Here is an 18,262-nt window from a genome sequence, read left to right as displayed (position 1 = left end):
GGACCCCTCCGGTCCTCGTCTCACTCACCCCCGACAGCGGCGAGCCGCTCGGCGACCCGCCCGCTGTCCCAGGCCGCGCCCAGCCGGTCGAACGCCGCCCGGGCGGCTTCCCAGGCGCCCAGAGCGCCGTCGCGATCCCCGGCGGCCAGCAGGGCCTCGCCGCCCACCACCTGTACCTGTCCCACCTCGTAGGGCCGGGCGATCGGCAGCGCGGCCAGCCTGGCCAGCGCGGCGTCGGTGGCCGCGCAAGCCAGCCCGGCCTGCCCCGCCAGCAACGCCAGACGGGCGCGGGCGCGATCCACCCGCACCTGGGTGACGACGTGGCCCACCCGCCCCGCCACCTCGTCGGCCACCTGCGCCGCCTGGGCGGCGGCCTCGACCTCGCCCAGCGTGGCGAAGAACTCGGCCGCGACGCCGTTCGCCTGACAGCCACACACGATGCACGCCAGGCGGTCGCGGGCCTCCAGCGCGCGGGCCATGGCCGTCCGCGCCGCATCACGGTCGCCCAACCGCAGGTACACGCGCGCCAGATCGTGGTTCAGCCAGATCGGTGCGTGAAAGCGAGGTCGCGCCAGGGCCTGCTCGAAGATCGTACGGGCATCCTCCAGCCGGCCGCGGGCCATGGCCAGGTTGCCGCGGAAGTACGGCAGCACGATCAGCGTGCCGAACTCGTGCACCTGTCCGCCCGCCTCCTCCACCAGCGCCCGGGCACCCTCCAGGTGGGCGTCCGCCTGCTCCCAGTTCCCGCGCAGGAACTCGATCCACCCCAACAACGTGCGCACGCGGGCCTCGTCACTGGTCGCCTCCACCTGCTCGGCGTGCCGCAGCGCGCGGTATCCCAGCCGGATCATCTCCTCGTCCACCTGGCTGCGGGTCCACGCGTCGCTGAGCAGCGCCAGCGTGGCCTCGCCCAGCAGACGGTCGTCACGTGCCTCCTCGACCTGCCGCACCCACGCGCGGATCAGGGCTGGCCCCTCGTCGCCCAAGAGCGGCAGCAACGCCGGATGCGACAGCTGGCCATAGGCCAGGGCGCGCGCTCGCCGGCCGCCCACCCGATCCGCGATCGCCACCGCGCGCCGCGCCGCGACCAGCGCCGCCTCGTAGCGGGGCGGCGGCAGCAGCAGGATCCGCGACTGGACGCGGTGCAGCTCGCTCCACAGCGGATCCTCCGCCGGCAGCAACGCCTCGGCGCGTCCCAGCAGTGCCTGGGCCTCGTCGGGCGCGTTCAGCAGGACCTTGGCGTTGGCCGCCTCGATGAACGCCCGGGCCGCACGCACGGGCTCCCGGACGGGATCGACGTGGTCGATCACGGCCTGCCACACCGCCAGGCGCTCCTGGGCACTCCTGCCCTGCACGTGCGGGTAGAGCTCGCCCAGCACCTCACAGATCGCCGCGCGCCGCGCCCCGTCGCCGACGTCGGCGGCCACGGCGCACGCCTGTTCGAGCAGCCCCACGGCCTCGCCCACGGCATACCGCTCAGCGGCCTGCATGCCCGCGCGGTGCAGGTAGGGCAGCGCGCGGGCTGGCGCGCCGCCCCGCAGGAAGTGAATGCCGATGGGCTTGGCCATCGCCTCGGCCTCGGCGCCCGCCAGACGCTCCATGGCCTCGGCCACCTGCAGGTGGAGCGCCGCCTGGTGCCGGGTGAGCAGGCTCGCGTACGCCACGTCGCGCACCAGCGGATGGGTGAACTGGTAGACGGGGTCGGGCGCCAGGGGATCCGGGCACGTCAGCAGGTCGGCCGCCTCGAGCGCCGCCAGCGCGCCGGCTGCGTCCGCACCGGCGGCCAGTGCCTCCGCCAGCGAGCGCGTGATCGCGGTGCCGGCGACGGCCGCGACCTGGACGAGGTCCCGTACCGGTCCGGGCAGTCGGTCCAGGCGCGCCAGCACCGCTGCCTGGATGCTGTCGGGCAGCACACCCTCCACTGCGCCACGCACCTGCACCTGGCCCTGGGCGTCGATGACGATGACGCCGGCATGCCGCAACGTGGCCACCAGCTCGTTCAGGTAGAACGGGTTGCCGCCGGCGCGGCCGACGATGGTGCGCGCCACCGCCGGCCGTAGCGCGCCCCCCACCAGCGCGTCCAGCAGGCGCAGCGCGTCGGCGTCCTCCAGCGGCTCGAGCTGCAGCGTGTGCGCGGCGGTGCGAAGGCCCCAGCCCGGGGGCGCGTCGCCGGCGCGCAGCGTCCCGACCAGCAGCATGGGCGTCGCGGCCAGGCGCTCGACGAAGAAGGGCAGCACCTCGCGGGTTCCCGCGTCGGCCCACTGGAGGTCCTCGATCCAGACCACCGTCGGCCGCACCAGCATGCGCCGGATCGCCTCCGCGGCCAGCACCAGCGCGGTCTCCCGGCTTGCCGCCTCGTCGGGCGGCACGTCGGCTAGCCCGAACAGCCGGCTGAGGACGCCCGCCGCGTCGTGCGCGCGGTCGCCCAGCGGAATGCGCGCGGCCACGTCCGCCACCGTGACCTGCGGCGGCAAGCCGGCCAGCTGCCGGAACAGCTCGGCCAGTGGCGCCAGGCTCTGTCCGCCGTAGGGCGGGCAGGAGGCGCGGAGCACCGCCGTGCCCTCGGGCAGGTGCGCGACGAACTCCTCGACGAGCCGCGTCTTGCCGACGCCGGGATCGCCGACGACCACGGCCACCTGGGCCCGCCCGCGCATGGCCCGGGCGCACAGGTCGCGCAACACGGCCAGGTCGGGTTCACGGTCGACAAAGGGCGGGCGCGCGATGGGCTCGACCTCGAGCCGTTCAGCGACCACCTCGTAGACCGGCACCGGCTCGGCCTTGCCCCGCACCTCAAGGGTGCCCAGCGAGCGACACTGGAACGCGTCGCGCACCTGGCGGTAGACGGCGTCGGAGACGAGCACCCCGCCTGCCGGCGCCGCGCGCTGCAGGCGGGACGCCAGGTTCACCGCGTCGCCCATCACCGTCCACTGCGCACCGCCCGCCGGCCCCACCTGTCCCCACACGACCGGCCCGGTGTGGAGACCGATACGGAGCCGCACCGGCTGGCCCAGCCGCCCGGCGACCGCCGCCCCGTGGGCGGCGATGGCGCGCTGCATGGCCAGGGCGGCGCGCACGGCGCGGCGCGCATCGTCCTCGTGGGCCACGGGCGCCCCGAAGAGCGCCATCAGGCTGTCGCCGATGACCTTGTCGACGTGGCCGCCGACCGCCGTCACCTCGGCGCCGAGCAGCGCGAACACCTCGTTCATGGCATCGGTGACGATCTCAGGGTCCAGCCGCTCGGCGATGGCCGTGAAGCCGACGACGTCGGCGAACAGCACCGTGACGATCCGGCGCTGGCTGCCCGCCTCGGGACGCGGCGTCGTCATGGCGGCTAGCGGAACACCACGCCCAAGCCCAGGGCGAGGCCGTAGCCGGTCGCCGCCTCGAGCCAGGGGCCGGGCTCGTGCCGATCGGCGACCGCACGCAGCACGAAGGGCAGCGCGCCCAGCGGCCACAGCACCGGCGCGGCGAACAGCACGAGCGACAGCGCGAGCCCGCGCGCGGCGATCCCTTCGACGCGCAGCCGCGGCAGCAGCCACTGCACGGGCTCGGCACGGGTGGCGAACGCGGCGGCCACCTGGAACGTCATGATGGCGCCTGCGAACGTGGCGGCGACGTAGGGCACGGCGTAGTAGAGCACGCCCGTCGTCGCCGGCGACCGGTAGATGATCTCCGCGCCCAGGGGCAGGCCCGCGGCGGTCACCGCCAGGCCCAACACGGCCAGGTGCAACGCCTGATCCGCAAGGAAGAGGCCCAGCGACGCCGGACCGCGTGCGGGGCTGGCGGCCACCTTCCACCGGTCGATGAGATAGTGCGCGACGGCCAGCGGCGCGAGCAGCACCGGCCAGATCCGCACGAACGGCGCGACGAGCACCGCGGTGACCGCCGCGTGGATCACCGTGTGGATCACCAACCCCGGCGGCCGTCGCTTCGCCTCTACCAGCTCGTATGGCTGCAGGACGAAGTCAGCGATGAGGTGTGCGAGGACGAAATAGAGCCACGCGGGCAGGCCGGCACCTCGATGGGCACGCCGTGCTACCGCTACTGCGCCATCGCCTGGCGAATATCCTGCAATGCCCCGCTTTCCACACCGGCGCCGCGCCCTGCGCACTGCACCGTCCCCTGGCGGACAGCCTGTAAGCTCCGGAGGCAGTGCCGCGTCTACCGTGTCGACCACAGGGCGCGCTTGCACTGGGCGGACAGCCTGCAAGCGTCTGCAGGCCATCCCGCCCCCGGCCGCAACGGCAGGGGCGTGGGCGCGACGTCTACCGAGGCGGCCGAGCGCCGCACGCCCTGCCGCAGCGCACGGTCGCAGGGCGACACCGCGTCCCGCGCTCCCCCAGCGGTACCACCTTCGGGCCTGGAGCAGACGGCGCCCAGGAAATCGGGCCGTGGCCCCGAATCCCACGGACAGTGTCCTCGGAGACCGTCGCCTGCCGCGCCTGCGGCGCGCCCAACGCGCCCGACGCCCGGTTCTGCGCCCGGTGCGGCACCCCCCAGGGCCGGGGCTGCCCGGAGTGCGGCACACGGGTGGACGAGCACGCGCGGTTTTGCCCGACCTGCGGGATCCCCCTCCAGCCCGCAGCCGGCACCGGCCCTGCCGTCGTGCTGGGAGAAGCACGCAAGATCGTCACCGTCCTCTTCGCCGACCTGGTGGGATCCACGGGCCTGACCGAGGCGTTGGACCCCGAGGAGGCGCGGGAGGTCATCGGCAAGTTCTACCGGGTCGCGGAGCACGCCGTCGAGCGCTTCGGGGGACGCGTGGCCAACCTGCTGGGCGACGCCGTGCTCGCCGTGTTCGGGTTGCCGGCGGCGCACGACGACGACCCCGAGCGCGCAGTGCGCGCGGGCCTGGCCATGCGGGATGCCATGCCCGCCCTGAACGACCATCTGCAGGCCGCGCACGGGTTGCGCCTGGAGCTCCGGGTCGGCATCACCACCGGCGAGGTGGTGGCGGCGTCGGGCTCCACGTTCGAACGCGACGTGCTCATCTCCGACGCAGTCACGACCGCAGCGCGCCTCCAGCAGACGGCAGCGCCGGGCACGGTGCTGGTGGCCGACCGCACTTACCGCCTGGCGGCGGGCGGCATCGAGTTCCGACCGGTCCCCCCACTGTCGGTCAAAGGCAAGGCCGCACCGCTCGTGGTATGGGAGGCTGTCGCCCCACGGCCCGAGCCCGCTGAGGTCCGCCACATCGTGGCACCGCTGGTCGGCCGGCACGCCGAACTGGGCCTGCTGCGCCACGTGTACGCGCGCGCCCGGGACGAGGACGCGATCCAGCTCGTCACCGTCCTTGGCCAGCCCGGCGTGGGGAAGAGCCGCCTGCTCCGCGAGTTCCTGGCAGAGGTGCGGGACGCTGCGCCACGGCCGCTGGTGCTGCGTGGGCGCGGCACGCCGTTTGGCGGACAGGTGGGTTACCATGCGCTGCTCGAGATCCTCAAGGGCCAGGCCGGCATCCTCGACACCGACGCGCCGACGGCGGTGCGGACGAAGCTCGATCTCTGGCTCCACGAGCAGGCGCCAACGCGGGCCGACCTTCTACCCGGCCTGCTGCTCACCTTCGGCGCAGACGACGGGGTAGCGACGGACCCCGCGACGCAGCGCGAGCGGGTGTTCGAAGCCTGGACGTCCCTGCTGCTGACGCTGGCCGGGACGCGCCCCCTGATCGTCGTCTTCGAGGATCTGCACTGGGCCGACGATGGGACGCTCGAACTGGTGGAGCGCCTGGCGGGCCGCGCCGAGAGCGCCGCGCTCGTCCTGATCTGCCTTGCCCGGCCGGAACTGCTGGAACGGCGCACGGCCTGGGGGAGTACCGCCCGCAACGGCACCCGCATGCACCTGCCGCCGCTACGCCCGCGGGAGACCGAGGACCTGGCCGCAGCCCTCAGCAGCCAGGCCCTGTCGTCCGAGATGCGCCGGGCCGTGGCCGAGCGCGCCGAGGGCAACCCCCTGTTCGTCGAGGAGCTGGTGCGGATGCTGCTGGAGGGCAGCGCGCCGGGCGCGGCCATTCCCGACACGGTGCAGGCGGTGCTGACGGCGCGGATCGATCGCCTGCCGCCGGACGAACGCCGCGTCCTGCAGGCGGCGGCCGTCGTAGGCCGCGCGTTCTGGCCCTCGGCGGTCGCCCAGCTCACCGGCCTGGCCGCCGGGGAGGTGGTCACCGTCCTGGACGCGCTGGCGCGCAAGGACCTCGTCGGGCGTCGGACCGCCTCCGCCATGGCCGGCGAGCCCGAGTACAGTTTTCGCCACATCCTCATTCGCGACGTGGCCTACGGCATGCTGCCCCGGGCGCAGCGCCAGCGCGCGCACGCCGAAGCCGCGCGCTGGATCGAGGCCCGCGTGGGCGAGCGTGTCGAAGAGGTCGTGCAACTCCTCGCCGAGCACCTCACCGAGTCGGGTGACGACAGCAGGGCCGTCGGCTACCTCCAGCGGGCCGGCGCCAAGGCCCTGCGGCTCTACGAAAAGGACCGGGCGGTTGCCCTGTATTCCCAGGCCCTCGACGCCGCGGCGCGCGCCGGGGCCGGGCCCGCGGACGTGGCCCCGCTCTACCTCGGTCGCGGCGATGCGCACGAGCTCGACGGCCGCTACGACGCGGCCGCAGACGACTACGCCCGCGGGCTGGAGGCCGCGCGGGCTGCCGGTGCGACGGGACTGGAGGCCGTCCTCGAAACCCGGCTGGGGCTCGCCGACCACCGCCGCGCCCGGGTGGACGACGCCGAAGCCCACTACACGCGCGCGGCCGTGCTGGCCCGTGCCGCGGGCGACGACGCCACGCTGGCCCACGCGACGGTGGACCTCGTCAACATCGCCTGGGACCGCGGCGAGGTCCGGGGAGTGCCGGAGTCGCTGGTGACAGCGATCGCGACGCTCCGCGCGACCGCCAGCCCGTCCGGCCTGGCCCGGGCCCTCAACCTGCTGGCCATGGTCCGCTTCTCGGCGGGCGACGCCCCGGGCGCACTGGCCGCCGCCGACGAAGCGCTGGCCGTCGCGCGGCAGGCCAGGGACCGGCAGCGCGAAGCCACCAGCTTGAGCTACCACAGCGTCATCAACGTGTTCTGGGGGCGGTACGAAGAGGGCATCGGCGCCGGCCGCGCCGCTAACGCCCTGGCCGAGGAGATCAAGGACCCCCGGCGCGCGGCCTTCGCGACCACCTTCATCGCCCGCGGCCTGGTGGGGCTGGGCGCGTGGGGAGAGGCCCTGCACCTGCTGGAAGAGTGGCTCCCGCGCCTGCACCAGGTCGCGCCAATCCACGTGCCGTTCGCCCTCTGCGGGCTCGGCATGGTCTGCTTCGAGCTCGACGACGCCCCGCGGGCCCGGCGTGCGCTCGACGTCGCACCCGTGCCCGCTACCCAACATCCCTCATGGCGCGAGGCCGCGCTGCTCTACGACCTGTACGTCGCGCGGCTCGAGCACGACCGCTCGGCCCTCGACCGTGTGCTCGACGAGCTGCTCGCGCTCCCCACCGGCATCTTCGTGCCCGACGACGCCGAGGCGGTACTCCCCGTCGGCGAGGGGCTTCTCGAGGCGGACCGGCTCGACGACCTGCAGCGGTACCTGGAGCGCCGGCGGCCCGCCGTGGAGACGTTTGCGGCGCCCACGCACCTGGCGGGGCTGGCCATCCTCGACGCCCGCGTGGCCGCCCATGCACGGCGCCCGGCGGAGGCGCTTGCCCACCTGGACCGCGCCCAGGCGTACGGCCAGCAGGCCAGCGACGTCATCACCGCCCGACGGGTGCACGAGCTGCGCCTCGCCCTCCATCCCGTCGCGGACGATCGGATCGCGCTGCGCGACCTCCTCCTGCGACTGGCGGCCACCCTGCCCGATCCGGCCCGCGAGGCGTTCCTGCACACGCCCCGGGTTTCGCCCTTCGTGTCGTGACTATCCCCAGAGGATCATGACGGTCCCGACCAGGGCGAGCAGCGTCCCCGCCACCAGGCCGGGGGTGATCCGTTCCTGACCGGGCAGCACCAGCGGGCTGGCCACGATCACGACCAGGACCTGGAGGTTGTACAGCGCGGCGACGGTTGCGGCCGGCGCGCGGCTGAGACCTACGTAGAGCAACAACAGCGCCGCGGTGTTGGCGGCCGCGCTGCCCAGCAGGTCCACCCGGCCCAGGGACGCGGCAGGCCAGCGGGCCGAATGCCGCCGCACCGCCCACAGCAGGTGGGCGACCAGCGCCGACGATGCGCCGATCGCGGCACCCAGCACCGGCGCGGGCGTCAGGACCAGCGCCAGGCGGCGCATGGTGTCGCCAAGCGCGAACGCCGCTGCGCTGACGACCGCGAGCGCCAGCCCCTGGAGGCTGATGGCAGACCCGTCCGGCGTCGTGGTGTGCATGGGCGCGAGCCCTCGCGGACCCCCGCGGGCCGCGAAGCGGACGGCAGCGCTACCCCGCCTCGCCGCTGGCTGCGCCGGCCATAGCGTCAGCCACAGCCCCGCCGTCACCACCAGGATGCCGGCGATCTGCCACGGGCGGGGCAGCTCCCCCAGGATGAGCAGCCCGAACGCCAGGGTAAAGACGCTGTTGGTCAACCGCACCGTACTGGAGAGCGACGGCCCCAGACGTGCCACGCTCATGTAGGAGAGGTTGCGGCCTACCAGCGTCCCGGCCAGTCCTCCGGCGACGAAGAGCGCAACGGACCCCGGGTGCACCGGCGGGAGGGCGCCCCGCCACGCGACCGCCGCCGCCAGCGCCGTGAAGACCACCACGTTCATGACGATGCTGACCAGCGCGCCGGCCTCGGGCGGGACCGCGACCATGAAGCGCCGCGCGAGCACCGTGCTCAGGCCAAACGCCAGGGCCGCCCCCAGGCCGGCAGCTTCGCCGATCATCGTCGCACCTTTGCCGCCGGGCGGCCCCGCGGCTGCGGGTGCGATCGCGCGAGGGTCGCGCTGCTCCCGCACGGAGCCGTGTCTGCAGCCGATGTCACTGGTGCCACGTGCACGCAGGCGCAGCACCTCCTGGTCGCGGCTCGCGTGCGCGCGTCTGGCACGTGGCAGACGGTGGGGATGGAGGGAAGGAGTGTCATGGTTCGTCCTTGGGGCGCGCGAGCCGCTCGGGCGTCCGTCGGGGCGCGACCCGCTGGCCTGACGGTCCTGGAAGTCGTGCTGGCCATGGGGCTGGCCGCCCTGGCCGCGGCCGCCTGGACCGGGTTCCTCGTGGCCATGTTGCGATCCGGCGCGGCCCTCGAACAGGGGCTCGACGCGCAGTACCACGCCCGGCGCGCGCTCGAACGCATCGCGGAAGAAGCCCGATGGGCCGAGGCGGTGGTCCCCGACGCCGGCTGTCCGCCCGCGGGGCTGTGCACCGACCGCATGACGCTTCGCGTGCCGGCGGGCAATCCCTACCGCGGCCCCGAGTCCTACGACGTGCGCTTCCAGCACAACGCGCGCCAGCAGCAGGTCGAACGGCGGGTGGGCGGCGGCACCAACAACCTCGCAGGAGCCATCGCACGCTTCACGGTGGCCTACTTCGACGCCGACGGGCATCCGGCGGCCGAGGCCGCCGCCGTGGCCCGCGTCCGCGTGGCGCTCGTCGCGACGCGTCCGGCCGCGCCGCCGCTGGTGGTCGAAACCGACGTGCTGTTGCGCAACCGGCGCCCGCCCCCACCGCCCTCGCCATCACCCGGGCCTCCGCGGCCGTCGCCGCGTGCACCCGGCGACCCGCTCGACGACCGGTGGACGCCCCCCGGCACGCCCCGGCCCGTGCAACCCCGGTGATGGACTGGCGCCGGCCCGCCTGCTGCGCTTACGCACCGGATGGGCGGTGGTGGTGCTTCACGGGTCTGGTTCAAGATTTCGTGGAATGAAACAAGGATTCCCCCCGTTCCCCTCGTCCAGACAGCTGTGGGACCGCGCGCGCCGCTGATGCGCGGGTCACCGCGCCGGTGGTGGCGTCGCTCGCGCGCGGTCAGACGTTCGGCGGCCAGCACCTGCTGGAGATCGAAGTGGCCGAACGCGTGCGGACCGCGGTGCCGTCCATGGAGACGATGCGGTTCTCCTCCTCGGGATCAGAGGCCGTGCACGCCGCGATTCGGATCGCCCGGGCAGCCACCGGCCGCTGGGGGGTGGTCCGCTTCGACGGGCACTACCACGGCTGGCTGGACACCATCCACGCCGCGGCGCTCGAGCCGGGCGACGCTGGCGGCCCCGCCCGGCCGGCGAGCCTCGGGCAGCCCCCGGAGGCGCTCCGGCACGTCACCGTGCTCCCGTGGAACGACATGGCGGCGCTGGACGCTGCGGCACGGCGGCTGCGCGGCAGGGTGGCGGCGGTGATCCTCGAACCGATCCTGTGCAACACGGGCGTCATCCCGCCGCGCCCCGGCTTTCTCGAAGCTGTGCGGGCGTGGTGTGATCGGGACGGTGCGCTGCTCATCTTCGACGAGGTGATCACGGGGTTTCGGGTCGGGCTCGGCGGCGCGCAGGAGCTGCTGGGCGTGCGGCCCGACCTCAGCGTGTTCGGCAAGGCCATCGCCAACGGCTTCCCGCTCAGCGTCGTCGGCGGCCGCCGCGATCTGCTGGACGCCGTGGCGGACAACCCCGTGGTCCATGCCGGGACCTTCAACGGCCACGTGACCGCCCTGGCCGCCGCCCGGGCCACCCTCGACGTGCTGGTTGCCGACGACGGCGCTCTCTGCCGGGACCTCACGGCCCGGGGGCGTGCGCTCATGCAGGGCCTGCGCGAGGCGGCGCGCGCGGCGGGCGTGCCGGTACTGCTCCAGGGGCCCGGCCCGGTGTTCCACCTGTGGATCACCGACCTCCCGGAGATCACCGACGCTCGACACGCGCGGACCGTCGGCACGCGGGCCTACGCCCGCTTCGCGCTGGCGATGGTGCGCCGGGGGATCCGGCTCATGCCCGGGGGCAGGTGGTACCTCTGCGCGGCACACACCGACGCGCACGTTGCGCAGACCATCCAGGCGGCGCGCGACGCGTTCGCCGAAGCGGCTGTGGCGCTCACCGGCTAGCGTGCAGGACTCGGTGTCCGCGGGTGTGGCCCTGGTGATCCTGGCCCGTACCGCAGTTTGCAGGGCGCGAGCGCGGGGGCTGATCCACGGCGCACCCCCCGGCTGCGACGTGGCCGTGCCGACAGGCCCAGGAGCCCGGATCGCCGGCGGAGGTCGGTGAGCACCATGCGCATCGCCGCCGGCGGCCTCTGGCACGAGACCAATACGTTCGCTGCGGGTTTCACCGCCCTGGACGACTTCCACCTCGTCGAGGGAGCCGCGATGCTCGCCGAACTCGGCGGCACCCGGACGCCGCTTGGCGGGTTCCTCGACGCTGCCGCCGGTCGCGGGGTCGAGATCGTACCCACGCTCTTCGCATGGGCGCTCCCGTCGGGCCTGGTGGGTGCGTCGGCGCAGGACGCGTTGGTCGGGCGCCTGGTGGAGCGCGTCGTCGCCGCGCGCCCTGATGCGGTCTTCCTGGATCTCCACGGGGCCATGGCAGCCGAGGGGTGCGACGACGTCGAGGGGACGGTCCTGGCGACGGTGCGGGCGGCCCTGGGGGCCATCCCCGTCGGCGCCGTCTTCGACTACCACGCCAACGCCACGGCGGCGCGCGCGGCGCAGGTGGACGTCTGTGCGGGCTACGCAACCTACCCCCACGCCGATCCCTACGACCGGGGCCGGGAGGTCTACCACCTGTTGGAGCGTCTGCTCGCGGGCGAGATCCGCCCGGTACGGGCGCACGCGCAGCCACCGCTGCTGATCCCACCCCAGGGGCAGGCGACCGACGACCCGCCGATGCGAGAGATCCTCGACCGGGCGCGGATCGCCCGCCGTGGCGCGGGCGTCCTGAACGTCACCGTGGCTGCCGGGTTTCCCCACGCCGACGTTCCCCACGCCGGCCCAAGCGTGGTGGTCACGGCCGACGGTGACGCCACGCTGGCGCAAGCGGTCGCCGACGATCTCGCGCGCACGCTGTGGGAGGCTCGCGATCGCTTCCGCGTGCACGCCGTGCCGCCCGACGACGCCGTCGCGCGGGCGCTGGCCCGGCGCGACGGGCCCGTGGTCCTGGTCGATGCCGCGGACAACGTCGGCGGGGGTGCACCGGGCGACGGCACCGTGGTGCTCGACGCGCTGCTGCGGGCAGCCGCGCGCCGCGCGGTGGTCAGCATCGTCGACGCCGATGCGGTTGCAGCCGCGCAGCGCGCGGGGGAAGGCGCCTGGGTGGAGGTCACCGTCGGGGGCAAGACCGACGACCGGCACGGCGCGCCGGTGCCCCTGCGCGCGCGGGTCCTTCGGCTGGCGCGCGCCGCGTTCACCTACCGCGGCTCCTACATGACCGGCCCGCCGGGTCAGCGCGGGCGGGACCGCGGTCCTCGACGCCGACGGGATCCACGTCGTGGTGCGGGAACGCAAGGTCCTGCCGTTCGACGCCGAGGAACTGCGCTCGCTGGGGGTGGACCCCGCAGCCTACCACATCATCGTGGTGAAGTCGGCCGTGGCCTGGCGTGCCGCCTACGGCGCGCTTGCCCGGGAGGTGATCCAGGTGGAGACGCCGGGGGTGTGCACCGCGGGCCTCCGGAGCCTCCCCTACCGGAAGGTGCGACGTCCCATCGTGCCCCTCGATCCGGAGGTCGTGTGGTGAGCCAGGCGCGACGCTACGCCGTTGTGGCGCTCGAGCGCGGGCTGGCGATCCTCCAGACCCTGGCGACCAGCGAGCGCCCGCTGGCGCTGGGTGACGTGGCCACACGCACACGGCTACCCAAGGCGACAGCGTTCCGGCTGCTCGCCACCCTGGAGAGCCGGGGATTCGTGGAGCGCGGGCCCATGGGCGCCTACCGCCTCGGCCTGCGCGCGCTCCAGCTGGCCGCTGCGGCCAGGGACAGCCTGACGCTGCGGCGTGCGGCCCAACCGGCGCTGTACCGGTTGCACCTCCTCTCGCGAGACACCGTGAACCTGGGCCAGTGGCACGACGGCAATGTCGTCTACGTGGAGGTCTTGCCGAGCCCCCGACCCCTGCGGTTCGTCGAGTCGCCGGGCAGCGTGGCGCCCCTGCACGCCACCGCGCTGGGCAAGGCAGTGGCCGCATACCTCCCGGAAACCCTGGTCGTCGCACGCTTGCGAGAGGTGGGCTTGCCGCAGCTGACCCCACGGACCATCACGAGTCTTCCGCGCTTGCTGGAGGAACTCCGGCACGTTCGGGCCCGAGGGTACGCCGTCGACCGGCGCGAGACCGATCCCGATGCCGCCTGCATCGCCGCGCCCGTCTTCGACGCTGAGGGCGTGGTCGGGGCCATCAGCATCTCGGCCCCGGCGTCGCGGATGGACAGCGCGCGCATCGCCCGGCTGGCACCGGCGCTGCGCGCGGCCTGCGCCGAGGTGTCCCGCCGCCTGGGGCATCGGCCCGCGGAGAGCGACGACGACGGCCCACCACGCCAGGGGGGCGCCCCGCGCCGCGCCCGGGTAGTGCCCGGGTCGGGGGTGCCTCGCACACGACACGGAGGCGCGTCCTGAGATGGCCCACCACATGGCGCTCCACACCCCAGAGCGCCTGCCCGTCGGCGCGTTCGACGTCCGCGCCCTCGCCGCACCCGGCAAGCGCCGCTACGCACTGGTCGTCGCCGCTGCGCCCGATGGACAGGACCTGGCCTTCCCCGCCGTCGTCGTCGCGGGCGCGCGGCCCGGCCCGACGCTGCTGGTCTGCGGTGCGGTCCACGGTGACGAGTACGAGGGCACCGTGGCGATCCAGGATGTCTTCGACGCGCTGGAGCCGGAGGCACTGCGAGGGATCTTCGTGGGCATCCCCGTGGTGCACGGCGCCGCGTTCGCGGCCGCACGGCGCGAGAGCCCGTGGGATGGACTGGACCTCGCCCGCGCCTTTCCCGGCGATCCGGCTGGGAGCCCCACCCAGCGCATCGCCCACGCATTTCGCACGTACCTGCTCCCGCAGGCCGACTTCCTGCTCGACATGCACAGCGGCGGCAACGCCTACGCGATCTTCCACCTGGCCGGCTACCAGCTCCGCGAGGGGGAGCTCGGCCGGGTGCAGCGCGAGGCCGCCATCGCCTTTGGGGCTCCGCTGGTCTGGGGCACCGCGGTGCTGCCCGGACGCACGCTGTCTGCAGCCGGCGATCTCGGGATCCCCGCCATCTACGTGGAGATGCGCGGCGAAGGTCGGTGTCGGCCGACGGACCGGGCGCGGGCGGTCGGGGGCCTGCGCCAGGTGATGGCGTACCTGGGCATGCTCGACGGCTCCTACCCCACCGCGGCACCGTACGTCGTCGAGGACCCGCAGCCCGCCTCCGGCCACCTGCAGGCCGACCACCGGAGTCCCACGAGCGGCCTCTTCGTGCCCCACGTCGACCTGTGGGACCCCGTAGAGGCAGGGCAGCTGCTCGGCGAGGTGCGGCACCCCGACGGCACCGTGCTGGCCACGGTACCGGCCGTGCGCGCCGGACGGGTGTTGTTCCTGCGGACGCTCCCTCGCGTCGTTGCCGGCGACGCTCTGGCCTTCGTACTGTCACTCCCGTCCGCCGGCTCTCCCGACGGGTCCGACTCTCCCGACGCCATCCCTTGACCGGCGTCCGCCCTACGTGCTATGGTCTGACCGACATCACTCCTTTAAGGGCCGCCCTGTGAGGCGGACAAGGAGGGTCTGATGACGTACCGGCACCTGGAACGCCCGCCGCTACGGCGGGCGTGGCGTTTTCCGCACGTTCCCGCCCTCACGCATCGTCACCGTGCACGCCGCGAGCCGGCGAGCGGAGGCCGGCCATGATCCCCCGGGACGCCGTGGGGGCCGGCGCCTGGGCCCAGGCCGTGGACCAGCTGGTGCGGGCGATGGGCGGGTGGTGCAACGCCCACACGCACCTCGACCGTGCCAACACCTTCGCGCCCGAGTTCCTCCAGCACGCCAACATCGACCCCATGGGCGCGGCGGGGCTGTCGCTGCGAGTCAAGCAGATCCTGGTCGGCGAGCTGCACAAGGGACCGGCTTACCAGCCCGACAACCTCTACGCCCGCATGCGCGCCGAGCTCGAGCGCATGGAGGCCGCCGGGGTCCGCGAGGTGATCTCGTTCATCGACGCGACGCCGGACATCGGCCTGGTGGCCATCCACCAGGCCGCGCGCCTGCGCGACGAGTTTCGGGGCCGGTTGACCTTCAAGATCGCCGTCTCGCCCATCTTCGGCTTCAAGAACCCCGCCAGCAACCCGGACCGCTGGGAGACCTACCGCGAGGCGGCCGAGATCGCCGACGTCCTGGGCGGCCTGCCGGTGAAGGACCGCGCCGACGGCCGCGTCGGGTTCGACGGGCACGTGCGCATGGTGCTGGAGCTCGCCCACCGGCTGCGCAAGCCCGTGCACTTCCAGGTCGACCAGGACAACGATCCGCGGGAGGACGAGACCGAGCAGCTCGTCCAGGCGGTGCGGTGGCTGGGCGCGCCGGAGGTGCCCGACGAGGTGGGCCCCACGGTGTGGGCGGTCCACGCCATCTCGCCGTCCTGCTACGAGGAAGCGCGCTTCCAGCGCCTGGTCGAGAACCTGGTGCGCTACAACGTGGGCGTGATCTGCTGCCCCACGGCCGCGCTCTCCATGTTCCAGCTGCGGCCGCTAGTGGCGCCCGTGCACAACTCCATCGCCCGCGTCCTCGAGATGCTGGCCGCGGGCGTGACGGTGCGCATCGGGACCGACAACATCGGGGACATCTTCCTCCCCAATGGCGACGGCAGCGTGCGCAGCGAGGTGTGGGTGGCCGCCACCGCGCTGCGCTTCTACCACACGGTGGTCTGGGCCAAGCTGGGCGCCGGGGTGCCCCTGAATGAGGGCGACAAGGAGTGGATCCGCCAGGCCCTGCAGCGCGCCGCCGACGCATGGGCCGCGCTGGATGCCCGTCCATTGGCGGACGTCGCCCGGCCCGTCGTGGCATCCGCCCGCGACGGCGGGGTCGTGGCCGCGCGACGCTGAGCGCCGCAGGAGCGCCCGGCCGGCGGGGTCGTGGCACGGCACTGAGAGCTGCCCGAGCGCCCGGCTGGCGGGCAGCATCTGCGCGCCCGGACGCCGACGCACCGCTGCCGTCGCGGCAGGAGCCAGGGGGCGGCCGGCCAATTGAGCCTCGGCGGGCCTGCGGGCTCGCCGGATGGCGTCCATGTCCGATCCCGCGGCACGTGCGCGCAAGCCCCGATCCCGGCTCGACTTCGGCCGGGCGGTCGAGACGTTGCGCACCTCGCGCGCGCTCTCCCGCGAGGACCTGGCGCGCCTGGCGCGCCTCTCCCGCTCGTACGTGCAGGACGTCGAGCGGGGGCGCAAGCGTCCGTCGGCGGACGTCGTCGCCCGTCTCGCCCGGGCCCTGGGGCTCAGTACGGCGGCGTTCATGGCCTACGTGGAGGAGATCTCCGCGCCGCCGGGCGACGAAGACCGACCCGTGGCCGTCCAGCTCCCGCTGCGGCGCGGCCGCAGCCTGCCCTTGTTCGAACCCGAGGCGCCTGCGCCCGCCGGCGGACGGTCCCAGCCCGCGCTCGAGCGGAGCGCACTGGCTGCAGCCGAGCTCGGCGTGATCGCGCGCCGGCTGGCACCGCCCGACCGGTACATCCTCCTGCACCTGGCGCGCTACCTTCTGTACCGTCGACCCTGAGGTGCCTCGCCGCACCGGGCCCGGGGGGACGCCCTTCTACACCCGCCCCAGGCTGCGCCACACGTCCAGCTTCAGACGGAGCCGGCGGATCACCTCGTCGGTGAACTCCGTCGTGGTGGCATCGCCGCCCAGATCCAGCGTCCGCACGCCTGCCTGCACGGCCTCGAAGGTGGCCTCGTAGATCGCGCGCGAGACCGCCGCCGCCCGGGCCTCGGGCAGGTAGGCCAGGAGGGCGGCGCCTGCCAGGATCATGGCCATGGGGTTGGCGATGTTGCGGCCGGCCAGGCGCGGCGCCGTTCCGTGGGGCGCCTCGGCCAGAACCACCTGGGGCCGGAGCTGCTCGTCGACGCTGAGCACCAGCGACTCGGCGCTGGCGATGCTGCCGAACAGCTGCAGGACGAAGTCGCTGAGCACGTCGCCGTCCCGGTTGAGGGCGGGGATCACCAACCCCTCCCCCGAGGCCTGCAGCAACAACGCGAACACCGCATCGATGAGCTGGGGGTCGTAGGGCACGTCGGGGTACCGTTGCGCCGCCGCGTCCATCTCTTCCTTGAGCATCCCCTCGTAGGTCGGGCTGACGGTGTACTTGGGCCCGCCGAAGACCTTGGCGGACAGCGCGCGCGCGTGCCGGAAGGCGAACTCCGCCACCGCCCGGCAGTGCCGCCGGGTGATGCGCGTCGTCCGGTAGGCGACCTCCTCGCCGTCCTCCACCGCGCGCCACTCTCTGGCGTTGTACGCGTCGCCCACCGCCATGCGCACCACGGCCACGGGCGCCACCACACCGGTTACCGGCCGTGTGCCGGGGATGCGCCGGCCGGTGCGGAGGATGACCGTGGCGTCGATCCACTCGCGCAGCAGCGCGTTGGGACTGCCCACGTCGTCGGGCCCTTCGGGCGTGATGGTGGCGGCTTTCAGGCCGAACCGATGACGCCGCAGCGCCTCGGCTGCGTCGCGGACCACGGCGTTGCGCGTGCGCCGCCGGTGGGCCAGGCTGAGGTCGTACCGCTCGAACTCCAGGGGCAGGCCGGTGACCGCAGGGTCGAGGACCCGCAGCGCCTCGAGCAGGAGCTCCTGCCCCGTCTGATCGCCCTCGAGCACGACGATCCGCACCGACGTCATCTCCTCTGCACGTTCCGCCTCACGAGACCCAGTCGGCCGCCCGCGGCCGTGCGATACCGAGCGCCACGACGCTCAACGCCGTCAACACGTGCTGCGCGGAGCGGTCACCGAACACCAGGTAGAGCACCAGGCCCAGCACCGCCGGCGTCACCGAGACCGTGACGCTCGCCAGCGTCGGCCCCAGGAGCCGCCGCAACCGCGCCGCGGGATCCTCTTGGGTGCCCGGCGTCGCGGCCGCCCGCAGGCGCATCCCCCAGGCCACGGCGAGGTCGACCACGCCGACGGCGTAGAAGATCAGCGCCAGGCCGGGCACCGGCCGTCCCCGCCCCGGTAGCAGCACCAGCGGGGCCAACCCCCAGAGCGCCAGCACGATGCCCCACTGGATCCACCACAGCCTGCGCACCATCTCGTAGCTCTGGCGCAGGTCGACGCCAGAACGCCGGTCGTGCGGCATCGCGCCCCTCCGTCCCCGCGACAGCACGCCCGCGGGCCGCCGCCATCCTACCGCGGACAGATTGGCGCGACAACTGTTCACGCCACGCCTACCAAACGTCACGTCCTACAG

The 18,262-nt window shown here is 74.1% G+C and carries 12 protein-coding genes; 7 read left to right on the top strand and 5 right to left on the bottom strand.

All coding sequences use genetic code 11. The features are described from left to right. Window positions 1-20 precede the first annotated feature (20 nt). Window positions 21-3,326 carry an adenylate/guanylate cyclase domain-containing protein gene (locus tag QN157_11000; protein ID MDR7556119.1) on the bottom strand — a complete coding sequence of 1,102 codons (3,306 nt, stop codon included), beginning with the start codon at window positions 3,324-3,326 and terminating at the stop codon, window positions 21-23. A 5-nt stretch (window positions 3,327-3,331) separates the two neighbouring features. Next, entirely contained in the window at window positions 3,332-4,225 is an 894-nt protein-coding gene (locus tag QN157_10995) for a DUF3307 domain-containing protein (GenBank protein ID MDR7556118.1), read from the bottom strand. Between QN157_10995 and QN157_10990 the strand changes: the two genes are divergently transcribed. After that, entirely contained in the window at window positions 4,153-7,878 is a 3,726-nt protein-coding gene (locus QN157_10990; GenBank protein ID MDR7556117.1) for an AAA family ATPase, read from the top strand. The genes QN157_10995 and QN157_10990 overlap by 73 nt on opposite strands. Here QN157_10990 and QN157_10985 read toward each other — a convergent pair whose 3' ends face one another. After that, the gene (locus tag QN157_10985; GenBank protein MDR7556116.1) at window positions 7,879-8,832 is read right to left on the bottom strand and encodes a DMT family transporter; all 954 of its coding nucleotides are present in this window, start codon (window positions 8,830-8,832) and stop codon (window positions 7,879-7,881) included. It abuts the gene before it with no gap. A gap of 195 nt (window positions 8,833-9,027) precedes the next feature. On the opposite strand from QN157_10985, the gene QN157_10980 reads away from it, so the two are divergent. The 6 genes from QN157_10980 (at window position 9,028) to QN157_10955 (ending at window position 16,578) form a co-directional block, all read left to right on the top strand. After that, a complete protein-coding gene (locus tag QN157_10980; GenBank protein ID MDR7556115.1) occupies window positions 9,028-9,720 on the top strand; it encodes a hypothetical protein in 693 nt (230 codons plus the stop codon). Between the two features lie 167 nt (window positions 9,721-9,887). Continuing rightward, window positions 9,888-10,967, top strand: coding sequence for an aminotransferase class III-fold pyridoxal phosphate-dependent enzyme (locus QN157_10975; GenBank protein ID MDR7556114.1), 1,080 nt, complete (start codon window positions 9,888-9,890; stop codon window positions 10,965-10,967). A 165-nt stretch (window positions 10,968-11,132) separates the two neighbouring features. Continuing rightward, a complete protein-coding gene (locus tag QN157_10970) occupies window positions 11,133-13,460 on the top strand; it encodes a M81 family metallopeptidase (GenBank protein ID MDR7556113.1) in 2,328 nt (775 codons plus the stop codon). Window position 13,461: 1 nt separating this feature from the next. Then, window positions 13,462-14,523, top strand: a complete 1,062-nt coding sequence (locus QN157_10965) for a M14 family metallopeptidase (protein MDR7556112.1) — start codon at window positions 13,462-13,464, stop codon at window positions 14,521-14,523. Window positions 14,524-14,720: 197 nt separating this feature from the next. Beyond that, the gene (locus QN157_10960) at window positions 14,721-15,911 is read left to right on the top strand and encodes a hypothetical protein (protein MDR7556111.1); all 1,191 of its coding nucleotides are present in this window, start codon (window positions 14,721-14,723) and stop codon (window positions 15,909-15,911) included. Between the two features lie 181 nt (window positions 15,912-16,092). Continuing rightward, on the top strand, window positions 16,093-16,578 hold the full coding sequence (locus tag QN157_10955) for a helix-turn-helix domain-containing protein (GenBank protein MDR7556110.1): 486 nt from the start codon (window positions 16,093-16,095) through the stop codon (window positions 16,576-16,578). Window positions 16,579-16,614: 36 nt separating this feature from the next. Here QN157_10955 and QN157_10950 read toward each other — a convergent pair whose 3' ends face one another. Both QN157_10950 and QN157_10945 read right to left on the bottom strand, forming a co-directional pair. Beyond that, entirely contained in the window at window positions 16,615-17,697 is a 1,083-nt protein-coding gene (locus QN157_10950; GenBank protein ID MDR7556109.1) for an isocitrate/isopropylmalate family dehydrogenase, read from the bottom strand. A gap of 19 nt (window positions 17,698-17,716) precedes the next feature. Beyond that, the gene (locus QN157_10945; GenBank protein MDR7556108.1) at window positions 17,717-18,151 is read right to left on the bottom strand and encodes a hypothetical protein; all 435 of its coding nucleotides are present in this window, start codon (window positions 18,149-18,151) and stop codon (window positions 17,717-17,719) included. Window positions 18,152-18,262: the final 111 nt, after the last annotated feature.

This window comes from Armatimonadota bacterium, from assembly GCA_031459855.1.
GTDB classification, from domain to species: Bacteria; Sysuimicrobiota; Sysuimicrobiia; order Sysuimicrobiales; family Humicultoraceae; genus Fervidifonticultor; species Fervidifonticultor primus.
This window is presented reverse-complemented; position numbering and strand designations above follow the sequence as displayed.

Excerpts from the sequence above, each read along its gene's own strand:
- QN157_10945 (MDR7556108.1), bottom strand. The coding sequence starts at position 18,151 with ATGCCGCACGACCGGCGTTCTGGCGTCGACCTGCGCCAGAGCTACGAG.
- QN157_10960 (MDR7556111.1), top strand. The coding sequence starts at position 14,721 with ATGATCCCCCGGGACGCCGTGGGGGCCGGCGCCTGGGCCCAGGCCGTG.
- QN157_10995 (MDR7556118.1), bottom strand. The coding sequence starts at position 4,225 with ATGGCCTGCAGACGCTTGCAGGCTGTCCGCCCAGTGCAAGCGCGCCCT.
- QN157_10985 (MDR7556116.1), bottom strand. The coding sequence starts at position 8,832 with ATGATCGGCGAAGCTGCCGGCCTGGGGGCGGCCCTGGCGTTTGGCCTG.
- QN157_10970 (MDR7556113.1), top strand. The coding sequence starts at position 11,133 with ATGCGCATCGCCGCCGGCGGCCTCTGGCACGAGACCAATACGTTCGCT.
- QN157_10965 (MDR7556112.1), top strand. The coding sequence starts at position 13,462 with ATGGCCCACCACATGGCGCTCCACACCCCAGAGCGCCTGCCCGTCGGC.
- QN157_10980 (MDR7556115.1), top strand. The coding sequence starts at position 9,028 with ATGGTTCGTCCTTGGGGCGCGCGAGCCGCTCGGGCGTCCGTCGGGGCG.
- QN157_10950 (MDR7556109.1), bottom strand. The coding sequence starts at position 17,697 with ATGACGTCGGTGCGGATCGTCGTGCTCGAGGGCGATCAGACGGGGCAG.
- QN157_10955 (MDR7556110.1), top strand. The coding sequence starts at position 16,093 with ATGTCCGATCCCGCGGCACGTGCGCGCAAGCCCCGATCCCGGCTCGAC.
- QN157_11000 (MDR7556119.1), bottom strand. The coding sequence starts at position 3,326 with ATGACGACGCCGCGTCCCGAGGCGGGCAGCCAGCGCCGGATCGTCACG.